The organism is Amycolatopsis jiangsuensis (genome assembly GCF_014204865.1).
Lineage (GTDB): Bacteria > Actinomycetota > Actinomycetes > Mycobacteriales > Pseudonocardiaceae > Amycolatopsis > Amycolatopsis jiangsuensis.
In genome coordinates this window covers 5,662,148-5,682,547 of sequence record NZ_JACHMG010000001.1, presented here as the reverse complement: position 1 = coordinate 5,682,547, position 20,400 = coordinate 5,662,148, and the positions used below count along the sequence as shown (strand labels likewise).

Below are 20,400 nucleotides of genomic sequence, written 5' to 3'. Positions count from 1 at the left end.
TGGGACAACGTTGTCGTGCTGAGTTCGCATGCTAGAAGGCGAACAGGTGAACGAGAAACCGGCGTCGGTATGGGATGGGTGACAACCGCGGGCGACCGGCGGCGCCGGACGTTAGACTTGATGACGGAGTGCCGGGAAGCCTGGTCGGCGACAGTTTCGCCTCGTCCGCCCTGGAGGTCTGCCCGTGATCGCTCCGCGCCGTGCCGTCGCCGAGTTCACCCGTTATCTGCGCATCGAGACCACCGGTGGGCTGATTCTGCTCGCCGCCACCGCGGTGGCGTTGATCTGGGCGAATTCCCCGCTGAGCGGGGTCTACGAGACGATCCGCGACTTCCGGCTCGGCCCGCAGTTCCTGCATCTGGATCTGACGGTCGGGGACTGGGCCAAGGACGGGCTGCTCGCGTTGTTCTTCTTCGTGGCCGGGCTGGAGCTGAAGCGAGAGCTCGTGGTGGGCGAGCTGTCCCGGGTCAAGCAGGCGGTGCTGCCGGTGATCGCCGCGGTGGGCGGCATGCTCGTGCCCGCGCTGGTCGCGCTCGCGGTCGGCTGGGGGACGCCGGGCATCGACCGGGCCTGGGCCATCCCGGTGGCCACCGACATCGCGTTCGCGCTCGGGGTGCTCGCGCTGACCGCGTCGAACCTGCCGAGCAGCGCCCGGGTGTTCCTGCTTTCCCTGGCCGTGGTGGACGACCTCGGCGCCATCCTGATCATCGCCATCGTCTTCACCAGCGGGTTCGACCTCGTCGCGGCCGGCGTCGCCGTGCTCGCCCTCGCGCTGTACGCGTTCCTCCAGCACAAGCGTGTTCGCACGCCTTGGCTGTACGTGCCACTCGCGCTGGTCACCTGGGTCGCGGTGCACTCGGCCGGAGTGCACGCCACGATCGCCGGGGTCCTGCTCGGCCTGCTCACCCGCGTGCGCCCGGACGAGGGCGAGGACGAGGCCCCGGCAGTACGGCTGGAGCACCGGCTGCAGCCGTGGTCGGCCGCGGTCGCGGTGCCGGTGTTCGCCCTGTTCGCCGCGGGTATCTCGGTGAACGGCGACGCGCTGACGCAGGTGTTCACCACGGCGTTGCCGCTGGCCGTCCTGTTCGGACTGGTCGCCGGGAAGTTCGTGGGCATCCTCGGCGCGAGCATGCTGGCGGTGCGGCTGCGAGTGGCCGAAAAGCCACGCGGCATGGGCTGGCGTGACCTGAGCGCGCTGGCGATGCTCGGCGGAGTCGGGTTCACGGTGAGCCTGCTGATCGCCGAGCTCGCGCTGCCGGGAGACACGAGTGAGCTGGCGAAGGCAGCCGTGCTGATCGCGTCCGCGGTGGCCTCGCTGGGCGCGGCCGCGCTGCTCGTACGACGCAGCCGCGCACACGCCGGGGCAGGTTGATCACGACACTCCCGCCGGTCCGCCGCGCCCGGGGGACGACCACGTGGCACGATGACCCGGTGAGCAGCCCCAAACACGAGCGCACCGGCCCCGACGGCGTGGGGGCCGTGCCGTACCTGCCCCTGTCCAGCGACGAGGAGGCCGCGGCGAGCGAACAGTCCCTCGGCCGGCTCGTCGGCGACGCCACCCAGCATCTGTCCACGCTGGTCCGGGCCGAGGTGGAGCTGGCGAAATCGGAGCTGGTCGCCGAGGTGAAGAAGGCGCTGAAGGGCGCCGTCTTCTTCCTGATCGCCCTCGCCGTGGCGCTGTACAGCTCGTACTTCCTGTTCCTGTTCGTCGCGGAGATCCTGTCCGACTGGTGGGGCATCCGCTGGCCGGCGTTCCTCACCGTGTTCGGCCTGATGCTGGTGACCACGGCGGTGACCGCGTTCCTCGGCTGGCGCAAGGTGAAGAAGCTGCGCGCGCCGGAGCGCACCATCGGCAGCGTCAAGGAGACCGCCGCGGCGCTCAAACCGCGCAAGGCCGCCGAGGACGACCTGCCGGTCGCCCAGGACTGACCCCGGTCCCGCACAAGGCGAGGCGGAGCAGGTGCTGGAGCTGACGCCCGATCCGTCGATCGTGCGGGCCGACGGTCCGTGGACGCACCGTGACGTCTCCGCCAACGGCATCCGGCTGCACGTCGCGGAATGCGGCGAGGGCCCGCTGGTGCTGTTCCTGCACGGCTTCGCCGAGTACTGGTGGGCCTGGCACCACCAGTTGCCCGCGCTGGCCGAAGCGGGCTTCCGCGCGGTCGCGGTGGACCTTCGGGGCTACGGCGACTCGGACAAGCCGCCGCGTGGTTACGACGCGTGGACGCTCGCCGGTGACGTCGGGGGCCTGATCAAAGCGCTCGGCGCGCGCCAGGCACACCTCGTCGGGCACGCCTGGGGCGGCATGCTCGCGTGGACCGTCGCCGCACTGCACCCGCGGCTCGTGGCGACGGTGACGTCCGTGGGCGGTGCGCATCCACTGGCGCTGAAGTCGGCGGTGAAGCGCTCGGCCTGGCGGGTCTCTCGCGGCCAAGCGCGGGCGACCGGGCACCTGTTCCGGTTCCAGGTCCCGATGGCGCCGGAGAAATGGCTGGTCCGGGACGGCGCTGCGGCTGTCGAGACGCTGTTTTCCGCCTGGTCGGGCGAACGCTGGCGCTCGACGCGGGAGTTCACCGAGGCCCTGCCCGCATTCCGGCAGGCAATGCTGGTCCCGGGGGTCGCGCATTCCGCGCTGGAGTACTACCGCTGGGCCTTCCGCGCCCAGTTCCGCGGCGACGGCCGCCGGTTCACCGAGGCGGTCGGCCGCCGGGTGAGCGCCCCGGTGCTGCAACTGCACGGCACCGAGGACACCTGCATCCTTGCCGACACCGCGCGGGCTTCGGTGCACTGGGCCGGCCCGCACGGCGAACCGCGGATCTGGCCGGACATCGGGCACTTCCCCCACCTGGAAGCCCCGGACCGCGTCACGGAGTCCTTGCTCGACTTCGTCCGCTGAACCCGGATCAGCTGGCGCAGGCGCCGGTGGCCACCCTCGACGTCTGTGACGGCGCCGCGTCGACCTCCGCGCGGACCTGTTCCGCGGTCAGCGTGAACCCGGTGTCCGGATCCTCGACGGCCGCGCCGAACACCACGCCGATCACGTCGCCGTCGGGAGTGATCATCGGACCGCCGGAGTTGCCGCTGCGGACCGAGCCGCGGACGGTGAACACGTCGCGCTGCACGGTGTTGGCGTCGTAGATGTCCGGCCCGCGGAGGTTGATGCGCCCGCGGATCCGGGCCGCTGTCGAGGTGTACGGCCCGTCGAGCGGGTAGCCGAGCACCACCGCGTTGTCGCCGGCCTTCGCGGTCTCCGAGGCGAACGGCAGCACCGGCGCGGACAGGCCGGGCACTGCCAGCACGGCCACGTCGACCTCGGGGTCGAAGTACACGACCCGCGCACGGTAGTCACCCGACGTGGACTCGATGCCGACCTCGTCGGTGCCCGCGACCACGTGCGCGTTCGTCATCACGCGCTGCGGCGCGACCACGAAACCGCTGCCCTCCAGCGAACGCGAGCACGACGGGGCGTTCCCGCGGATCTTCACCACGCTCGGATGCACCCGGCGCGCGACCGCGGAGACGTTGAGCGAGGTGTCCGGCGGCGGGGTGTCCACCGCGGGCGCCTTCTCGAACGGCGCGAGGGCGGACGGGAAGCCCGACGCGTCGAGCAGCTTGCGCAGGTCGCTCGGCAGCCCCTGCGCCTGCGCCGGCATCAGGTCGTTGACCTTGCCGAGCACCGTCGAGGAGTTGATCGACTTCGCCAGCCCCGGGATCGCGGACACCGTGGTGAGCGGGTTGGCCACCAGCCATGCGACCACGAAGACCGCAGCGGCCTGCACGATCGCGCCCAGCGTCTTGTCGATCCCGGACAGCCGGTCTGGGCTGACCTTGCTCCGCAGCTTGCGGCCGACCCACACGCCGAGCGTCTCGCCCAGCACGATCAGGAACACCACCACGGCGAACGCGAACGCGACCTTCGCCACCGGATCGTCGAACAGGTCGATCACGAACGGCGCGATCCTGACCCCGGCCACCGCGCCCAGCGCGACCCCCACCAGCGCGGGCAGCGCCACGATCACGCCCTGGAACGCGCCGGAGACCGCCGCCATCAGGGCGAGCAGCAGCACGATGACGTCGACCCAGTTCACCGCGGCCCCTCCTCGGCCCCCGGGACCACGTTCCGGGCCCGGTGTTCGGCCCACGCTACGTCAAGGTCCCGTACGTCGCCGCTGTCCCATTCCCGCTCCCAGCCACCCAGGGAGAGCAGCACCGACAGCAGCCCGGCGGTGAACCCCCACACGAAAAGGCCGTCGACGTCGAAGGCCGGGCCCTTCCACGAAGTTCCGGGACGGCGCACCTGGAACCGGTTCGCCGGATCGGCGAGGTCGGCCAGCGAAACCCGGGCGACCGCGGCGGTCTCCCCCTGGTCCACCGCGCGCACCGGCGAGGGCGTGCGCCAGTGCGCCAGCACCGGCGTGACGGTGAACCGCGAGACCGGCACGAACAGCTCCGGCAGCACCGCGACCGGCAGCACGCCGGACGGGTCGACGCCGGTCTCCTCCTCGGCCTCGCGCAAGGCCGTGCCGACCGGTCCGCCGTCCCCGTCCTCGGCGCCGCCACCGGGAAAGGCCACCTGGCCCGCATGGGAGCCGAGCGTGTCCGCCCGGCGGGTGAGCAGCACGTCCGGGCCACCCGGCCGTTCGCCGAACAGGATGAGCACCGCGGCGGCCCGCGTGAGCAGGTCCTCCGGCGGGCTGAACCGGGTGAACGTGCGGCTGTCCACCTCGCCGGCCACCTTCACCAGCGGCCGCAGCCAGGCCGGCACGGTCTCGGGTTCGACAAGCGGTCCGGTCGTCATGAGAAGTCCTTCACAGCGGCACGCACCTGCTCAGTGCTGTCGAACAACCGTGGGGTGGTGATGAACCGGACCTGCCCGCTCGCGGTGACCAGGTAGGAGGCCGGCAACGACGAGGGCACCTTGAGAGCGGCACGGATCGGGCCGGTCTGGCCACCGCCGTCGTAAAGCGACGGGAAGTGCACGCCGAGCCGCGTGAACAGGCCGAGACCGTCCTCGGCGGGGCTCGCGATCTGCACGCCCAGCACCCGCACGGCCCCCGGCTCGCCGGCGTAGCGATCGAGCACCGGCAGCTCCGTGCGACACGGCTGGCACCACGAAGCCCACACGTTGACCAGGGTGGGCTTCCCGCCGAGGACCTTGGCGACGTCGACGCGAGCGCCGTCGCCGAGGCAGTCCGCCTGGATGCCGGCGAGCTGTGCCACCGGCGCGCCGGTGGCGGGCGGGCAGGCCCGCAGCTTCGCCTGCGCACGCGCCGCGGAGAGGTCCCCGCTCGCGACAGGAGCGGATTTGTCGTCGCCACCACGGAACGTGAGCACCGCGACCAGTACCGCGACCACCAGCACCGCGACGCCCAATGCCCACCTGGTCGCTGTGGTCACCCGCGCGCCGCCAGCTCGAGGATGTGCTCGCGCTCCTCGCCCTTCACCAGCTTCGCGGCGATCTCGAACTCGGTGGGACCGGCGCCGAACGACGGGCAGTCCCGGCGCAACGGGCACGCGCCACAGGCCGGTTTGCGGGAGTGGCAGACGCGCCGGCCGTGGAAGATCACGCGATTCGACAGCGTCGTCCATTCCTTACGCGGGATCAGCTCACCGACCGCGTGCTCGACCTTGACCGGGTCCTCTTCGGCGGTCCAGCCCCACCGGCGCACGAGCCGGCCGAAGTGCGTGTCCACTGTGATTCCCGGCACGTCGAAAGCGTTGCCGAGCACGACGTTCGCGGTTTTGCGACCCACCCCGGGGAGCGTGACCAGGTCGTCCAGCTTCCCCGGCACCGCGCCGTCGAACCGCTCGACGAGCGCCGCACCGAGACCCATCACCGAATTGGCCTTCGCGCGGAAGAACCCGGTCGGGCGCAGGAACTCCTCGAGTTCGGTGCGGTCCGCGCCCGCGTAGTCCGCGGCCGTGCGGTACCTGGCGAACAGGGCGGGGGTGACCATGTTCACGCGGACATCGGTGGTCTGCGCGGACAACACGACCGCGACCAGCAGCTCCAGCGGGTTGGTGAAGTCCAGCTCGGCTTCCGCGTGCGGATACACCTGGTCGAGGCAACGTTTCATCCGCCGGGCGCGTCTGACTAGGGCGAGCCGGCTTTCACTGCCACCCTTGCGGGGGGCGTTCGGGACAGCTGGTGGCACCCCGATAGCCTACGGGCGAGTCGGACGAGCCGGTCGGGAGCATCCGCCGGTGGGCGGCCGACCCGCCAGAGCACCACCTCGGCGCGCAGGCGTCCGCCATGAGCGAGGATCTGGAGTCCATGACTGTTTTCTGCGGATGTGTCTCATGACCGTGTGGTTCGTGATCCTGGTCCCTCTGGTGATCATGTTCTTCGCGCTGTTCATGGAGCGCGTGGAGACCCGCCTCAAGCACGTCGCGGTGCAGGAGAACGAGGTCGAGGAGTTCCTGGAGCAGGCCCAGCCGAACGAGGTGCGGGCGCTCTACGGGCACGGGATCGGCCGGGCGCTGGAGCTGTTCCGGCTTCGTCGGCTGGGTGGACGGGCGGCCAGGCTACGCGCGCGGCGCGTGCGGAGTTAGGCTGCTCAGTCGAACGAGATCGTCTCCGGCCACCGGGCCGCGTCCGGCGAGCCGACGGGCGATCTCGCCGGTAGACCCTAGACTGACGCGAAAGTGATCGGCGACACGGCCTCCGACCTGCGGAGGAAGTGCTCGTTTCTCGACGAGGAGGCACCCGAGGTGGACGAAACCCTGGCCCGTGCGGGCATTTTCCAGGGTGTGGAGCCGGCAGCGGCGGAGGCGCTGGCCCAGACCTTGGAATCCGTGGAGTTCCCCCGCGGCCACGTCATCTTCAACGAGGGCGAACCGGGCGACAAGCTGTACATCATCCAGTCCGGCAAGGTGAAGATCGGCCGCAAGTCCCCGGACGGCCGGGAGAACCTGCTGGGCATCTTCGGCCCGTCCGACATGTTCGGCGAGCTGTCCATCTTCGACCCCGGCCCCCGCACGTCGAGCGCGACCACGGTCACCGAGGTCCGCGCGGTCACCATGGACCGCCCGGCCCTGCGCCAGTGGATCTCGACCCGCCCGGAGATCGCCGAGCAGCTGCTGCGCGTGGTCGCCCGCCGTCTGCGCCGCACGAACAACATGGTCGCCGAGCTGATCTTCACCGACGTGCCCGGCCGCGTGGCCCGTGCCCTGCTGCAGCTGGCCCAGCGCTTCGGCAGCCAGGAAGCCGGCCTGCTGCGCGTGACGCACGACCTCACGCAGGAGGAGATCGCCCAGTACGTGGGCGCTTCCCGCGAGACCGTGAACAAGGCCCTCGCCGACTTCGCCCACCGCGGCTGGCTCCGCCTGGAGGGCAAGAGCGTGCTGATCCTTGACCCGGAACGGCTGGCCCGCCGGGCCCGCTGAGTCTGTTTTCCGAAGGCCACCCCGTCCCTCCACGGACGGCGGTGGCCTTCGGCATGCCCGGCATCCGCCGGCCGTGAGGCCCCTCGCAGACCTGACCACAGCCGCCGTGGTGTCCGGAACCTCCCCGATCGCGCAGCTTTCGTCCCCCACACGAGCGGTATCCCCCGGCCGGCACCGTGTCGTGGCCGCACGGCGATTCGCGGGCGTGAGAATGACGAAAGAGCCGGGTACCGACCCCGGACGTGAAACGACGAAGAGCCGGGCGCCACCCCCGACGTGGCGCACCGGCTCTTCGCCTGTGCGCGGATCATCCCCCGACGACCCGCGCTCCCCGCCCTCCGGACCAGGCCCCGACCCATATGCCGGAGGGAGCTGGGTGTTGTGCTGTTGTACAACCATCACGGCCCATACCCACGAATTCAAGGCCATTCACTCTCAAGGACGCCAACGCCCCGGTTTCGTTGCAGCGATCCACCGAAAAACCCTGGAGTGTTACCGGATCGAGACCGGAGACCCTTTCAGGCCGGTTCTACGCCGTCGCGCAGGCGGTCGAGCACCGTCGCCGGGGCCGGCATCTCGGCCACGCGGCCGGCGAACGTCCGCGCGGAGTCGCGGTAGACCGGGTCGGTGAGCACCGCACGAACCGCGTCGCGGATTCCGCCGCCGGAATCGACCACGACACCAGTTTCCGCGGCGCTGATCTGTTCTGCCACCTCGAAATGATCAGCTGCCAGCGGCAGCACGACCAGCGGCACCCCGTGCGCGAGTGCGCCGAGCACGGTCGCCGAGCCACCGTGACAGACCACCGCGTCCACACTCGGCAGCACCTGCTCCTGCGGAACGAAATTCTCGATCCGCACGTGCTCCGGCTGCTCACCGAATCGGCTGCGGTCACCGTCCCGGCCGATGGTCACCACGACGTTCACGGATTCGCCGCGCAACGCGGACACCATTTCCTCGAGCACACCGGGCCGTCCGTTGTAGGTGGTGCCCAGCGTGACGTAGACCGTGCGGTCGTACGGCAGTCCGTCGAGCACGGCCGGACGTGGACCGGGCACGGGCACCACGCCTGCCGGGCGAACCGGCCATCGCGCCGGGTACTCCCACGGCACGTCTTCCGGAGGCAGGCCGTCCGGCCAGATGTCCAGGTACGGGACATGTTCCCGGGACGGCAACCCGTCGAGCCCACGCTCCCGGACGAGGTTTTCCGCGACTTCCCAGGCGCGCGCCATCGTCGTCGCAGACTTCGGCGGGCCGATCGCGTGCATCACGTACGGGATTTCCACCAGGCACGCGGCCATCACGGCGGCGCGTTCGGCGGCATTCGAGATGACGAGGTCCGGCTGCCAGTCGCGGACGAACTCCACCATCGCGTCCAGCCGGGAAGCCGCGCCGAAGCCCACCATGTATTCGGCCATCAGATGGGAGAAGCGCTGCTCCGGCGTCATCTGCGCCGTCTCGTCGCGGGCACGTTGCCAGATCGGCGCGGCAGCGGCGGGATCACGCGGGTCGCCGACCGACGCAGCCTGCAGCCCAGCGTCTTCCACGTACCGCAGAGCTTCCGAGCCGGTCACGAAAACCACTTCGTCACCGGCGTCCCGCGCGGCAAGCGCGAGCGGCAGCATCGGTGCGATGTGGCTGTATCCAGCCCCGGAGGAGAACATCAGCCGCATCGCGCGAGCCTAGCGACTCGACGCCGTGCGGTGGTGACGTACGTGACCGTCAAATAACTGGTACCGACGTACCATTTTCTGGCAGACTGGTACGCGTGTCCCAGTCTGTTCACTCCGAAGGCCGCACCACGCTCGCCGACTACCGCGCCGCGCTGACCGCGCCCGGCGCTCGTCGTCCGGCGGTCGCGTCGGTGCTGGCCCGGCTGCCGATCGCGATGGTCGGCATCTCGGCGCTGCTCTACGTGCAGCGCGAGACCGGCTCGTTCGCCGACGCCGGACTGGTCTCGGCCAGCTCGCTCGTGGGCGTCTCGGTGGGCGCGGTGATCCAGGGACGGCTGATCGACCGGTTCGGCCCGACGCGCCCACTGCTGGCCGTGGCCGCGTTGCTCGCGGTGTCGATGACCGCGCTCGCGACCGCGATCGAGGCGCACGCCGCGACCTTCGTCCTGGTCGCGCTGGCCGCGGCGACCGGTCTTTCCGAGCCGATGGTCGGCTCCGCCTCACGTGCGCTGTGGACGAAGCTGCTGCCCGCCGGACAGGCGCGCAACGCCGCCCTTTCCTACGAAGCGATCAGCATGGAGGCGTTCTTCATCCTCGGCCCGGGTATCGCCGGCTTGCTGGTCACGGCTCCGTGGCCGGGCACCGGAATGGTGATCGGTTCGGCGACGATGGTCGTCGGGGCCGTCTTGTTCGCGCTGAGCCCCGCTGTGCGCGCTTGGGGGCCCGCGCCGCACGCGAAGACGCCGTTGCTCGGTGCGCTGGCCGGGTCCGGCATGCGCACGCTCGCGCTGGCCGCGCTGGGTTTCGGCATGGTGATCGGCTTCGTGGAGGTCGCGGTGCCCGCCGCCGCGACGGAATCCGGGCACGCATCGTTGGGCGGCCTGCTGCTGTCCGCGTGGTCGCTGAGTTCGGTGGTGTTCGGGGTGGCCTACAGCCTGCACCCGTGGCCACGGAAGCTCGGACTGCGACTTCCGTTGCTGCTGAGCGGTTTCGGTGCGCTGGTGGCATTGCTGGCGCTGCCCTCGTCGCTGTGGGGGCTGGCGCTGCTGATGCTGCTGGCGGGCGCGATGATCACACCGCAGTCGACCACGCATTCGGCGGCGATCGAGGTCGTCGCCCCTGGCGGCACCGCGGCCGAGGCGTTCGGCTGGGTGCTGACGGCGGTCACGCTGGGTCTGTCGGCCGGTCAGTCGGTGAGCGGCTACCTCGTCGAGCACTCGGGACCCGGTGCCGCGTTCCTCGCCGCGGGCGTGGCCGGAGTCGCGCTGGCTGCGATCGTGTGGCTGCTGCGCGGGACGGTGCGTGCCCCGCTTGCACCCTCCGGCACCCCGGAACTGGTCACCGCCGGGCGCTGAGCGGGGTATTGGTCCCTTTCACGCCGGCGTTCTTTTCCCAGGTCAACGACGTTTTTTGGCGACGGTCACCGGTTTCTGTCGGTGGCCGTCGCTAGTTTCGGCGGCATGGATCTGACGTCCCTCGTGCGGCCGCTGGCGGCGGCCGCGAACGCCTCGGTGCGACTGCTCTCGCGGCAGGCTCGGCTGCGGTTGCGGGCGAGCGCAAGCGGTCTGGTGGTCTCCGGCGGCGACCGCGACCTGGCCGTGCGGTTCACCAGTCCCGCGACCACGCACGTGGACGGCGAGGTGCTCGTACCGGCCGCGCCGTTCGCCGAGACCGTGCGGATGCTCGACGTCGACCAGGTCCGGCTGGTCGTCGAAGGCAGCAGACTGGCCATCCGGATGGACGGTGCGCGGTTCGCGCTGCCGTTGCTCGACCGGGATCTGCAGCACGATCTCTCGCCGCCGGACGTGCTATCCGAAGTGGACAGTGCAGCGCTGGCCGCGGCGGTGCGCACCGTCGCGGGCACGGCGGCGAAGGACGACCCGCTGCCGCTGTTCACCGGGGTACGGGTGCAGTCCATGGGCGACGAACTGCGGCTCACCGCGTCCGACCGGTACCGGATGGCGGTCGCCCGGCTACCGCTGCGCGCGGTCCGGCAGCCGATCGACGTGCTCGTTCCGGCCGCGCTGCTGACCGAAGCCACCCGCTGCGGCCACGGCGTGCTCGGCCTGCACGCCGACGCGGGGCGATTCGGGCTGAGCTGGGAAGGCGGCATCGTCACCACCGCGGTCCTCGACGCCGGATTCCTATCCGAGGAGGCGATCCCGTCGAACGCCGTCGACACCGAGGTGGAGCTGAACGCCGAAGACCTCGCCGCCGCCGTCCGCCGCGTCGGGCTCTACGCGGCGGACCGCCGGCTGCTAACCCTCGAGGTCGGCGACGCGCACGTCCGTCTGGCAAGCGCCCGCCAGGACACCGGGGAAGCAGAGGAAACCCTGAAGGCAAGCGTTTGCGGAGGCCGCACGTCGCCCACCTTCCAGCCCCGGTACCTCCAGGACGCACTGACCCCGTTCGCCAGCCGCCGAATCCGGCTGGCCATCCAGCCGGGCCTGCGCGCCTGCATCCTCACCGCAGCCGACGAACGGGAGTTGGACCTCACGTACTACCTGATGCCACTCCTGCCGAGATGAGCCGAACCGCTTCGGCCGCGGCCGTTGGCGGTAGCAGCCGTTGCGGGCGGGACAGCTGCCGCGGGCAGGACCGCAGTCGTGGACAGGACCGCGGCTCCGGCCGCAGGCGGCGGCAGCCCCTGCGGGCGGGGACCACCGCCGTCACCGTGGGCGGCACGGCGGCTGCAAAACCGCGGCTGCGGCCGCAGGCGGCAGCAGCTGTTGCGTGCGGGACAGCCGCCGCGGGCAGGACCGCAGTTGTGGACAGGACCGCGGCTCCGGCCGCAGGCGGCGGCAGCCGAGCCGTCGAGACCACCGACGCGGGCAGGACCGCCGCCGCAGGCGGGACGGCGGCTGCAGGACCACGGCTGCGGCCGCTGCGGGCGGGACCACCGACGCGGGCAGCGCCGCCGCGCGCGGGACGGCGGCTGCGGGACCGTGGCTCCGGCTCCGGCTCCGGCTCCGGCTCCGGCTCCGGCTCCGGCTCCGGCTCCGGCTCCGGCTCCGGCTCCGAGACCATGGTCACAAGCCGAGTCCGCTCGTCCCGCCGGGTCTGCATATCGGGCCGTGACTGCGGTCGGCAGCCATAGCCGCAGGCGGGTCGGCAGCCGTCGCGGCAGACCGCGCACTGGCGCGCCGGTCGGGATATACCGCAGTCTGCGCGTCAGGCCGATCCTCCGCCCGAAGGCCGGAGTCTGCGCGTCGAGCCGTGACCGCGGGTGGCAGTCGTCGCCACAGACCGGGCCCTCGCGCGCCGGTCCGAATCTGCCGTCGCCAGCTGTGCCTGCAGGCGGGACCGTCGCCGCAGACTGCGCCCTGGCGCGCCGGTCCGAACCTGCGGTCAGCAGCCGTCGCCACAGCCGGACCATCGCCGCGGACAGAGTCTGGGCGTCCGTCCGGGTCTGCGGTCAGCAGCCGTCGGGGCAGACCGCGCTCCGGCGCGTCGGTCCGAATCTGTGGCCAGCAGCCATTGCCGCGGCCGGACCGTCGCCGCGGGTCGCAGTCTGCGCGTCCGGTCCGGCGCGGGCCGCAGCTATCGCCCGCGATGGGGGTTTGCACGCCGGCCACAACCGCGCTCGGCAGCCGCCAACCGCGGCCAGCAGCCGTGGTTCTTGGAACCGGCCAGTGGCTGCGGGACTGTGGATTCCCTGTATCGCCGCCGTGACCGGCGACCGTTCCGGATCACGCTTCGTCCCGATTCGGCTCGGCTCGCGGCCGGTGCGACCCGACGGCAACGCCAACGCCAACGGCAGCGGCAGCGGCAGCGGCAGCTACGGCCGCCACTGCCATTGGCCGACTGGCCGACTGTCAGGCTGCGGATTCCGCGCGGACGGCGGCGTGCACCTGCTCGATGCTCGGGTTGACCAGCGCGGTGGTGCCGACGATCACGGTCGGGACGGTTTCGTTGCCGTTCGCGACTTCGCGGACGCGTTCGGCTGCGCCGGGGTCCTCCCAGATGTTGAGTTCCTTCAGGGAGAAGCCGCTCTCCAGCAGTTGCGGGCGCAGTGCACTGCAGAAGAAGCAGCCCGGCCGCCAGTAGAACTCGACCTCGACGTCACTCATCGTTCGTCCTCCGAAGCACGCAGGTAATCCAGCTGGGCCCGGACGCTCGCTTCCGCGGGCACCCACAGCGCCTGGTCGACGTCCGCGTAGACGATCTCGACGACCTGCCTGGGTGTCGCGTCCGCGCCGAGCACCTGCAAGGCCGAACGCACCTGGTCCAGTCGCTGTTCCCGATGTGCCAGGTATTCGCGGGCGGTGGCCGGGAGATCGGGCAGCTCCGGACCGTGCCCTGGCAGGCCCGGCGTGCCCGCGGGAAGGTCGATCAGCCGGCGCAGCGAGCGCAGGTAGTCGCCGAGGTCGTGCAGCACGGTGGTGCCCCGGCCGAGGATCGTGTCGCCGGTCAGGATCTGGTCCGCGACGTGCAGGGACACCGAATCGTCGGTGTGCCCGGGGGTGTGCAGCACGCGAATGTCGAGCCCACCGCCGCGCACCACGTCGCCGTCGGCGAACGGTTCGGCCGCCAGGCACAGCGAAGCGTCGAACGCCCGGACCGGCGCGCCGGTCCGCTCGGCCAGCCATGGTGCGCCCTCGGCGTGGTCGGGATGGTGGTGGGTCAGCAGGATCAGCTCGACGGCACCGACGCAGGCCAGCTTCTCCAGGTGCGCCAGGTCCCGGTATCCCGGGTCGACGACCACCGCGGCGGGAGCGTCCGGGGCACGCAGCACCCAGCTGTTCGTGCCCTCCAGCGTCATCGTGGACGGGTTGTTCTCGAGCAGTACCGACACCGTCTCGGAGACCCGGCGCAGCACGCCGTAGGCGGGGGTGGTCATTCAGTCCTCCGTCGGATCGAGGATGACGCGGACCTGCTCCCCGTCTCGGACCAGCTTCGGGATGGTCTTGACGATGTCGCGCGGCTCGCCGAGCACCTCGCCGGCGGTCGCGCACTCGTCCAGCTCGCTCAGGGTGAGCCAGGTCGGCGGCATCAGCCCGCGCCGGCCTTCGCGCGCGTCGGCGATCGCCGCGGACGGCCGCTGCCAGCCCACGGCGTCGGCCTCGGACGTCGCGCCGTCCGCGCGCTGGCCCTCGGGCAGCTTCGCGGCGAAGAACCGCGTGTCGTACCGGCGCGGCTCCTCCGGCGGCGTGACCCAGTGCGCATACGGGCGCAGCAGGTCGGCGCGCACTGTGAGCCCCGCGTCGGCGAGAAACCCGGCCAACGAGATTTCCCTGCTCTCCAAGGCTTTCCGGGCCGCACGATACGGCGCGACGTCGGCGACCACGGCATCCTCGGTCCCGGCCAGCAGCACACCGGACTCCTCGAAGGTCTCCCGCACCGCGGCGCACACGAGCGCCCGGGCGAGCCCCTCGTCGCACGCGAACCGCTCGCCCCACCACGACGGCGGCGGACCGGCCCAGGCGACGGACGCGTCCGCGTCCCGCGGATCCACACCCCCGCCGGGGAACACGGTCATCCCGCCCGCGAACGCCATTCCGCGCACCCGATGCTGCAGGAAGACCTCAAGCCCGTCCGCGGCGTCGCGCAGCAGGATCACCGTGGCGGCGTCCTTCGGCCGTACCGGCGGACCATCGGCGTTGTCCCGGATCGCGATACCCGGGCGGGCGGGGATGTCGAAAACGAACTCACGCGGCCGATCCACCCGCGCAACATACCTCGCAACCCGCGCGGATCACCGGACACTGGTCACATCTCACGCCGCGGCACCCGCGTCCCGGCAAGGAGGTCCCGCTCGCGAGACTCACCAGTGCCGGTCACTTCACCCAGCACCGGTCGCCACATCCACAAACACCCCGCCGACGTACGCACCGGCAACCCGACGGCGTTCGGCGTCAGAGATTCCATCGGCGCCGGACGTCACCCACGTGACTCACCGGCCAGGTCGACAGCGGCGTCCGGAAGTCGGTCAGCGCTGACCGACTTCCGGGCGAGATCCGCCGAAGCACGCCGGTCACCCGGCATCGCGCTGCATCGGAAGCCAAGCAGGGGCCCGACTTTCAGCCACCGGCGGCACGGCCACACCGACGACCGGCGGACCGGTCACGACCTTCAGCCACCGGCGGTCCGGTCACGATCTCCGACCACCAGCCACCCGCGACCGAGCGCGACCAGCTACCAGTGGACCGGTCACAGCCAACCACCGACGGATCCGGTCTCGACGTCCGACCACCACCAACCACGGCAGCCCCGTCACAACCCCAAGCCACCCGCGACCCAACGCGACCAGCCACCAACGGCCCAGTCGCGACAACCCACCGGCGAAGGCGAAGCCGGGGACGACGTCGCGGCGCCGGGTGTCAGGAAGTCGACCAGCGGGAGTCGCCGCCTGAGCGGGAGGCTCCGTTGAGGCGGAGGCGGGCGGCCTCGGCTCGTTCGCGTTCGGCGAGTTCCTCGTGCAGTTCCCGCAGGAGGGCGCGGTCTCGTTCGGACAGGCTCGGGTCTTCGAGGTCCAGCGCGGGCAGCTCCACGACCTCGTGCATGCTCGGCTTGCCCGCGGCGATCTCGCGGCCCTTCTCCGGGTTCTCCGCCAGTGCCTGACGCAGCTGGGCCACCTCGGCGGGAGTCAGGTCCGCGGTGCGCTCGGCCCGCGATTCCTCCCGGGCCGCGTGGGCACGTTCGGCCTCGGTGGGACGTTCCGGTGGCGGGTTCTGCACGATCGGCACCACCGGAGCGACCGGTGCGGGCGGGGCGGCCGGGGCGGGCGGTTCCGGGGCCGGCTGACGGATGCCGTGCCGGCTCGGCGTCTCCGACACCGGCTCGGCGACCGGCGGCGGTGGCGACGGCGCCGGGGTCCGCGGCGCCGACACCGGTTCCGGGCGGTAGTCCGGGGCCGAATGCGTGCTGCCGGTGACCCACACCGGCGTCGCGACGGCACCGGCCGACTGGTGGTAGTCCGACTTCGGCACGCCCGGGCCGCTCACCTCGACGACCGAGCGGATGCCCGCCCGGCGCAACGCGGTGTCGACGCGGAAGGCCACTGCGGGCGGGTTGCCCTCGGGGCCCAGCTCGACCAGCACCACCCGCTGCGGCAGCGCGCCCGGCACGCTGCCGGCCGGCGTGTTGCGCCACACCGCGTGCACGGACCGCACGTCCGGCAGCACCTGCAGCGTGCGGTCGAGCGCCTCGGCGAGTCCGAACTCCGGCTGGTTGTCGCCGGTGAACCGGTGACTGTGCACCGGTTCGGCGTCCTCGACCAGCAGATCGTTGGCGAGCGTCGCGTCCGACCGGCTCATCTCCAGTACGAGCGCCAGCTCCCGCTGCTCGTTCCCGCTCACCGGGATCCGGCCCGCGATCAACGTGCCGGTGGTCAGTTCCACGGCCTCGTCGATGTGCGCGCGGGCGATCAGCTCACGGGCTTCGGTGAGCGCACTGTCGTCGATGCGGCCAGCCAGGGCCAGCAACAAGTTGTGCAGGCGCAGGGGCACCGAGAACCCGTCCATCGGCGGGCCGTCGTGAACCTCCACCATTGCTGTGCTCCTCCCAGCTCGCCTGGCGGCTATGAGCGTTACGCGGCGACGAGTCGATGACCGGCACCCGCGGCACCGACGCAGACCAGCTCGGATTCGGCGAGCGCGGCCCGGTGGTACCCGGGAAGGTCGAAGCGCGGCGGGATGACCTCGACGCTGGGTTCCTCGTCCCCCAGGACCCGCAGCACCCGCTGCAGCTCCCCGGTGAGCCTCGGCTGACCCGCCGTCGCCGTCACCAGCAGGACCCGCTTGGCCCCACCCTCGCCGGCCGCACCACCCAGGTGCCGCCAGCTCTGCCGCACTTCCCCCACGTCCGCACGCCCACGCAGGGTCGCGTGGAGCAGGACGGACACAGAGTCGACGGAGTTCACCCATTCGGGGGCACTCCGCGTGAATGTGTACCGGGTCTCGACGACGTCGTCTACCCCCAGGGTGGAACTCACCTGGTGCCAGTCCGCGCCGTGCGGGATCAGACCCGCCACGAGCAGGCGGTACTCCGCCTGATCGAGATCGATCCTGTGCTTGAGCAAAGACCTGGGCAAAGTCCGCGCGAGCGTGCCCATGGCACCCTCGCCGAGCCAGTCCCGGAATCGCCACAGCAGCTGGTCCGGCGTGCGGCCGGCCAGCCGGAGCAGCAGCTCGTGCAGCGACTGTTCGATGTCGGGGTCCATCACTCCACCTCCACGATCAGTTCGACCTCCACCGGCGCCCCGATCGGGAGCTCCGCGACGCCGACCGCGGAGCGCGCGTGCACCCCGGCGTCGCCGAACACCTCACCGAGCAGCTCGGACGCCCCGTTGACCACCGCGGGCTGGCCGGTGAAGCCGTCCGTGGACGCGACGAAGCCGACCACCTTGACGATCCGGGTGATCGAATCGACACCCTGGAGCGCGTGCACCGCGGCGAGCGCGTTGAGCACCGCCGTGCGCGCGTGCCCCTTCGCCTCCTCGGGGCTGACCTCCGCGCCGACCTTGCCGGTCGCGGCGAGCACGCCGTCGACGAACGGCAGCTGGCCGGAGGTGTAGACGTGCGAGCCGCTGCGCACGGCCGGCACGTACGCGGCCAGCGGTGCGGCGACTCCGGGAAGTTCGATACCGAGCTCGGCGAGCCGTTCGCTCCAGGTCACGTCCGCCCCCTCAGCTCTTCGGCCGCTTGAGGTAGGCGACGTGCTGTTCGCCGCTCGGGTTGGGCAGCACGGTGACCAGCTCCCAGCCGTCCTCGCCCCACTGGTCGAGGATCTGCTTCGTCGCGTGGATCAGCAACGGGACGGTGGCGTACTCCCATGTGGTCGCGCTCATGACTCGGGAGCGTAACCAAGCGGGCAAGTCCCGTCCGGACCGCCGTCCGCGAAGCTCACCACCCGGACAGGTGAACGAGTCACGCACCGTGACAATCTCCTGCGTCGTCGTGGTCGTTAGCGTGGGCGGATGGAAACGTGGCGGGTGGTGGCGACGGTGCTGCTGGCGGTGGCCGGGGTGCCGCTGGCGTTCGTGGTGATGGCGAAGACGCGGGATCACGTGAACGAGTCGGGCCGGGTCGCGGTCGCCGGCGCGGTGACCGCCACCGCACTGCTCGTGGTGGCCGTGCTCACCCTGACCGTGCTGCCGGGCGTGGCGACCTGGTGCCTCGTCGCGGTGGTCGCGGCTGCGGTCGGCGTCATGATGCTGGCCAGCTGAGCGCCGGTTTACTGTTGATGTCGTGACCACACCCCCCGCCGGCTGGACCGACGAGCTCACCAGGGCCCGGCTGCACTTCGTCACCGGCAAGGGCGGCACCGGCAAGACCACACTCGCCGCGGCGCTGGGCCTCGCGCTCGCCCGCGACGGACGCCGGGTGCTGCTGATCGAGGTCGAGGGACGCCAGGGCATCGCCCAGCTCTTCGACACCGAGCCCCTGCCGTACGCGGAGCAGCGCATCGCCGCGGTACCGGGCGGGGGTGAGTTGCGCGCGCTGCACATCGACGTCGAAGCGGCGCTGCTCGAGTACTTCGAGATGTTCTACAACCTCGGTTTCGCCGGCCGCACCCTGCGCCGGATGGGTGCGATCGAGTTCGCCACCACGCTCGCCCCCGGCCTGCGCGACGTGCTGCTCACCGGGAAGATCAAGGAGTGCGTCGGCCGCACCGAATCCGACGGCAGGCACACCTACGACGCGGTGGTGGTCGACGCGCCGCCGACCGGTCGCGTGGTGAAGTTCCTCGACGTCACGAAGGCGCTCACCGACCTCGCCAAGACCGGTCCGATCCGCGGCCAGGCCGACGGGGTCGTACGGCTGCTGCACTCCGGCCAGACCGCGGTGCACCTCACCACACTGTTGGAGGAGATGCCGGTCCGCGAGACCGTCGAGGCGGTGGCCGAGCTGGACGGCGCCGACCTGCGGCCGGGTGCGGTGCTGGTCAACCGGGTCCGTCCGCCGCGGCTGCCGGCGCGCTCGGTGACCGCGGCCGCGGACGGCCGGGTGGACGCGGCGCGGGTGCGCTCCGGGCTCGCGTCGGCCGGGCTGAAGCTGCCGGACGAGACGCTGGACGCGCTCGTCGAGGAGACCGTGGAGCACGCCGTGCGGGTGGCTGCCGAGCAGCGTGCCAGGGAACAGCTCGCGGAGGCCGACCTGCCGACGCTGGAGCTGCCGGAGAGCACCGACGGCGTCGACGTGGCCGCGCTCTACGAACTCGCCGAGGCGCTGCAGGAACAGGGGGTGCGCTGATGCCGGAGCTGGACGTGGACGCGTTGCTCGACGATCCGGAAAGCCGCGTGATCGTGTGCTGCGGGTCCGGCGGGGTCGGCAAGACCACCACCGCGGCGGCACTGGCGCTGCGCGCGGCCGAACGCGGGCGGCAGACGGTGGTGCTGACCATCGACCCGGCCCGCAGGCTGGCCCAGGCGCTCGGGCTGCGGGAGCTGGGCAACCACCCGCGGCAGGTGCGGGTCGAAGGCTTCGAGCCCAAGGGCGAGCTGTGGGCGATGATGCTCGACATGCGGCGCACGTTCGACGACATGGTGCGGGTGCATGCCGGACCGGAACGGGCCGAGCAGCTGCTGCAGAACCCCTTCTACCAGACCATTTCCACCTCGTTCTCCGGAACGCAGGAGTACATGGCGATGGAGAAGCTGGGGCAGCTCGCCGCCACCGACGAGTGGGACCTGATCGTGGTCGACACGCCGCCGAGCCGGTCGGCGCTGGACTTCCTGGACGCGCCGACCCGGCTGTCCACCGCACTCGACGGCCGGATGATCCGGCTGCTGACCGGCCCGGCCAAGGCCGGCGGCTGGGGTCTGCGCAAGGTGGTCAGCGCCGGGTTCTCGATGTTCGCCAAGGCAGTGTCGACGATCATCGGCGGCCAGCTGCTCGCCGACGCGTCGGCGTTCATGCAGGCCTTCGACAGCATGTTCGGCGGGTTCCGGGAACGGGCCCGCAAGACGGCCGAGCTGTTGCGCTCGTCGGGCACGTCGTTCCTCGTGGTCGCCGCGCCGGAGCCGGACGCGCTGCGCGAGGCGTCCTATTTCGTGGAGCGGCTCGCCGGTGAGGCGATGCCACTGGCCGGGCTGGTGGCCAACCGCACCCATCCGGTGCTGGCGCCGCTGTCCGGGCCGGAGGCGCTGACCGCCGCCGAATCGGTGCGCAACGCCCCGCTCGCCGAGGCCGTGCTGCGGCTGCACGCGGACCGGGTGGTGCTCGCCGACCGCGAGAACCGCCTGCTCGCCCGTTTCACCCGCGCGCACCCGGAGGCTCCGCTGGTGCGGGTGCCCGCGCTCGCCGGAGACGTGCACGACCTCGAAGGCCTGCGCGACATCGGCGGCAAACTCGCCACCTCCCCGTGATCACCGCCGCCTCGGCTGCGGCCAACGTCGCAG

At 71.6% G+C, this 20,400-nt stretch carries 22 protein-coding genes; 10 read left to right on the top strand and 12 right to left on the bottom strand.

The genetic code is table 11. The annotated features are described in order from the left end of the window. Window positions 1–184 precede the first annotated feature (184 nt). Genes nhaA through BJY18_RS25725 form a run of 3 tightly spaced genes read left to right on the top strand, consistent with a single transcriptional unit; the run spans window position 185 to window position 2,896 of the window. On the top strand, window positions 185–1,372 hold the full coding sequence (gene nhaA / locus BJY18_RS25735) for a Na+/H+ antiporter NhaA (protein ID WP_184782521.1): 1,188 nt from the start codon (window positions 185–187) through the stop codon (window positions 1,370–1,372). Window positions 1,373–1,431: 59 nt separating this feature from the next. Beyond that, window positions 1,432–1,929, top strand: a complete 498-nt coding sequence (locus BJY18_RS25730) for a phage holin family protein (protein WP_184782520.1) — start codon at window positions 1,432–1,434, stop codon at window positions 1,927–1,929. A gap of 34 nt (window positions 1,930–1,963) precedes the next feature. Beyond that, entirely contained in the window at window positions 1,964–2,896 is a 933-nt protein-coding gene (locus tag BJY18_RS25725; protein ID WP_184784839.1) for an alpha/beta fold hydrolase, read from the top strand. Between the two features lie 7 nt (window positions 2,897–2,903). Here the strand turns inward: BJY18_RS25725 and BJY18_RS25720 are convergent, their stop codons facing one another. From BJY18_RS25720 to nth, 4 genes are read right to left on the bottom strand one after another with little or no spacing between them, the layout of a single operon-like run. Further along, window positions 2,904–4,088 carry a MarP family serine protease gene (locus BJY18_RS25720; protein WP_184782519.1) on the bottom strand — a complete coding sequence of 395 codons (1,185 nt, stop codon included), beginning with the start codon at window positions 4,086–4,088 and terminating at the stop codon, window positions 2,904–2,906. After that, window positions 4,085–4,798, bottom strand: coding sequence for an NUDIX hydrolase (locus BJY18_RS25715; RefSeq protein ID WP_184782518.1), 714 nt, complete (start codon window positions 4,796–4,798; stop codon window positions 4,085–4,087). The genes BJY18_RS25720 and BJY18_RS25715 overlap by 4 nt, the downstream gene beginning before the upstream one ends. After that, a complete protein-coding gene (locus BJY18_RS25710; RefSeq protein ID WP_184782517.1) occupies window positions 4,795–5,397 on the bottom strand; it encodes a TlpA family protein disulfide reductase in 603 nt (200 codons plus the stop codon). Before BJY18_RS25710 ends, BJY18_RS25715 begins: the two co-directional genes overlap by 4 nt. Continuing rightward, window positions 5,394–6,077, bottom strand: coding sequence for an endonuclease III (nth, locus tag BJY18_RS25705; protein WP_221457949.1), 684 nt, complete (start codon window positions 6,075–6,077; stop codon window positions 5,394–5,396). Before nth ends, BJY18_RS25710 begins: the two co-directional genes overlap by 4 nt. A 223-nt stretch (window positions 6,078–6,300) precedes the next feature. Here nth and BJY18_RS25700 point away from each other — a divergent pair, with 223 nt between their 5' ends. Beyond that, window positions 6,301–6,552: a hypothetical protein gene (locus tag BJY18_RS25700; protein ID WP_181776673.1), complete on the top strand. Its 252-nt coding sequence runs from the start codon at window positions 6,301–6,303 to the stop codon at window positions 6,550–6,552. Between the two features lie 159 nt (window positions 6,553–6,711). After that, window positions 6,712–7,386: a Crp/Fnr family transcriptional regulator gene (locus BJY18_RS25695; RefSeq protein WP_003081747.1), complete on the top strand. Its 675-nt coding sequence runs from the start codon at window positions 6,712–6,714 to the stop codon at window positions 7,384–7,386. 518 nt (window positions 7,387–7,904) lie between these two features. On the opposite strand, the gene BJY18_RS25690 is transcribed toward BJY18_RS25695, so the two are convergent. Beyond that, window positions 7,905–9,059, bottom strand: coding sequence for a glycosyltransferase (locus BJY18_RS25690; RefSeq protein WP_184782515.1), 1,155 nt, complete (start codon window positions 9,057–9,059; stop codon window positions 7,905–7,907). A gap of 95 nt (window positions 9,060–9,154) precedes the next feature. On the opposite strand from BJY18_RS25690, the gene BJY18_RS25685 reads away from it, so the two are divergent. Next, window positions 9,155–10,414 carry an MFS transporter gene (locus tag BJY18_RS25685; protein ID WP_184782514.1) on the top strand — a complete coding sequence of 420 codons (1,260 nt, stop codon included), beginning with the start codon at window positions 9,155–9,157 and terminating at the stop codon, window positions 10,412–10,414. Window positions 10,415–10,519: 105 nt separating this feature from the next. Beyond that, window positions 10,520–11,587, top strand: a complete 1,068-nt coding sequence (locus BJY18_RS25680; protein WP_184782513.1) for a DNA polymerase III subunit beta — start codon at window positions 10,520–10,522, stop codon at window positions 11,585–11,587. Between the two features lie 1,287 nt (window positions 11,588–12,874). Here the strand turns inward: BJY18_RS25680 and BJY18_RS25675 are convergent. From BJY18_RS25675 to sp36, 7 genes are all read right to left on the bottom strand, one after another. After that, window positions 12,875–13,129 carry a glutaredoxin domain-containing protein gene (locus tag BJY18_RS25675; RefSeq protein ID WP_184782512.1) on the bottom strand — a complete coding sequence of 85 codons (255 nt, stop codon included), beginning with the start codon at window positions 13,127–13,129 and terminating at the stop codon, window positions 12,875–12,877. After that, window positions 13,126–13,899, bottom strand: a complete 774-nt coding sequence (locus BJY18_RS25670) for an MBL fold metallo-hydrolase (protein WP_184782511.1) — start codon at window positions 13,897–13,899, stop codon at window positions 13,126–13,128. Before BJY18_RS25670 ends, BJY18_RS25675 begins: the two co-directional genes overlap by 4 nt. Further along, on the bottom strand, window positions 13,900–14,724 hold the full coding sequence (locus BJY18_RS25665) for an NUDIX hydrolase (RefSeq protein ID WP_184782510.1): 825 nt from the start codon (window positions 14,722–14,724) through the stop codon (window positions 13,900–13,902). 655 nt (window positions 14,725–15,379) lie between these two features. Next, window positions 15,380–16,549 carry a hypothetical protein gene (locus BJY18_RS25660; protein WP_184782509.1) on the bottom strand — a complete coding sequence of 390 codons (1,170 nt, stop codon included), beginning with the start codon at window positions 16,547–16,549 and terminating at the stop codon, window positions 15,380–15,382. Window positions 16,550–16,587: 38 nt separating this feature from the next. Then, window positions 16,588–17,220 carry a hypothetical protein gene (locus BJY18_RS25655; protein WP_184782508.1) on the bottom strand — a complete coding sequence of 211 codons (633 nt, stop codon included), beginning with the start codon at window positions 17,218–17,220 and terminating at the stop codon, window positions 16,588–16,590. Next, entirely contained in the window at window positions 17,220–17,675 is a 456-nt protein-coding gene (locus BJY18_RS25650) for a RidA family protein (RefSeq protein ID WP_184782507.1), read from the bottom strand. The genes BJY18_RS25655 and BJY18_RS25650 overlap by 1 nt, the downstream gene beginning before the upstream one ends. Before the next feature lie 10 nt (window positions 17,676–17,685). Further along, window positions 17,686–17,847, bottom strand: a complete 162-nt coding sequence (gene sp36 / locus BJY18_RS25645; protein WP_093572516.1) for a Sp36 family protein — start codon at window positions 17,845–17,847, stop codon at window positions 17,686–17,688. Window positions 17,848–17,976: 129 nt separating this feature from the next. Here sp36 and BJY18_RS25640 point away from each other — a divergent pair, with 129 nt between their 5' ends. Genes BJY18_RS25640 through bagB form a run of 3 tightly spaced genes read left to right on the top strand, consistent with a single transcriptional unit; the run spans window position 17,977 to window position 20,367 of the window. Further along, complete coding sequence (locus BJY18_RS25640) at window positions 17,977–18,225, top strand: hypothetical protein (RefSeq protein ID WP_184782506.1); 249 nt, start codon at window positions 17,977–17,979, stop codon at window positions 18,223–18,225. A gap of 22 nt (window positions 18,226–18,247) precedes the next feature. Further along, the gene (gene bagA / locus BJY18_RS25635) at window positions 18,248–19,252 is read left to right on the top strand and encodes an ATPase BagA (protein ID WP_184782505.1); all 1,005 of its coding nucleotides are present in this window, start codon (window positions 18,248–18,250) and stop codon (window positions 19,250–19,252) included. Further along, window positions 19,252–20,367 carry an ATPase BagB gene (gene bagB, locus BJY18_RS25630; RefSeq protein WP_184782504.1) on the top strand — a complete coding sequence of 372 codons (1,116 nt, stop codon included), beginning with the start codon at window positions 19,252–19,254 and terminating at the stop codon, window positions 20,365–20,367. Before bagA ends, bagB begins: the two co-directional genes overlap by 1 nt. The last annotated feature ends 33 nt before the right edge of the window (window positions 20,368–20,400 follow it).

Coding starts and splice junctions, on each gene's coding strand:
- BJY18_RS25715 (WP_184782518.1), bottom strand. CDS start 4,798: ATGACGACCGGACCGCTTGTCGAACCCGAGACCGTGCCGGCCTGGCTG.
- nth (WP_221457949.1), bottom strand. CDS start 6,077: ATGAAACGTTGCCTCGACCAGGTGTATCCGCACGCGGAAGCCGAGCTG.
- BJY18_RS25700 (WP_181776673.1), top strand. CDS start 6,301: ATGACCGTGTGGTTCGTGATCCTGGTCCCTCTGGTGATCATGTTCTTC.
- BJY18_RS25690 (WP_184782515.1), bottom strand. CDS start 9,059: ATGCGGCTGATGTTCTCCTCCGGGGCTGGATACAGCCACATCGCACCG.
- BJY18_RS25680 (WP_184782513.1), top strand. CDS start 10,520: ATGGATCTGACGTCCCTCGTGCGGCCGCTGGCGGCGGCCGCGAACGCC.
- BJY18_RS25675 (WP_184782512.1), bottom strand. CDS start 13,129: ATGAGTGACGTCGAGGTCGAGTTCTACTGGCGGCCGGGCTGCTTCTTC.
- BJY18_RS25670 (WP_184782511.1), bottom strand. CDS start 13,899: ATGACCACCCCCGCCTACGGCGTGCTGCGCCGGGTCTCCGAGACGGTG.
- BJY18_RS25660 (WP_184782509.1), bottom strand. CDS start 16,549: ATGGTGGAGGTTCACGACGGCCCGCCGATGGACGGGTTCTCGGTGCCC.
- BJY18_RS25655 (WP_184782508.1), bottom strand. CDS start 17,220: ATGGACCCCGACATCGAACAGTCGCTGCACGAGCTGCTGCTCCGGCTG.
- sp36 (WP_093572516.1), bottom strand. CDS start 17,847: ATGAGCGCGACCACATGGGAGTACGCCACCGTCCCGTTGCTGATCCAC.
- BJY18_RS25640 (WP_184782506.1), top strand. CDS start 17,977: ATGGAAACGTGGCGGGTGGTGGCGACGGTGCTGCTGGCGGTGGCCGGG.
- bagB (WP_184782504.1), top strand. CDS start 19,252: ATGCCGGAGCTGGACGTGGACGCGTTGCTCGACGATCCGGAAAGCCGC.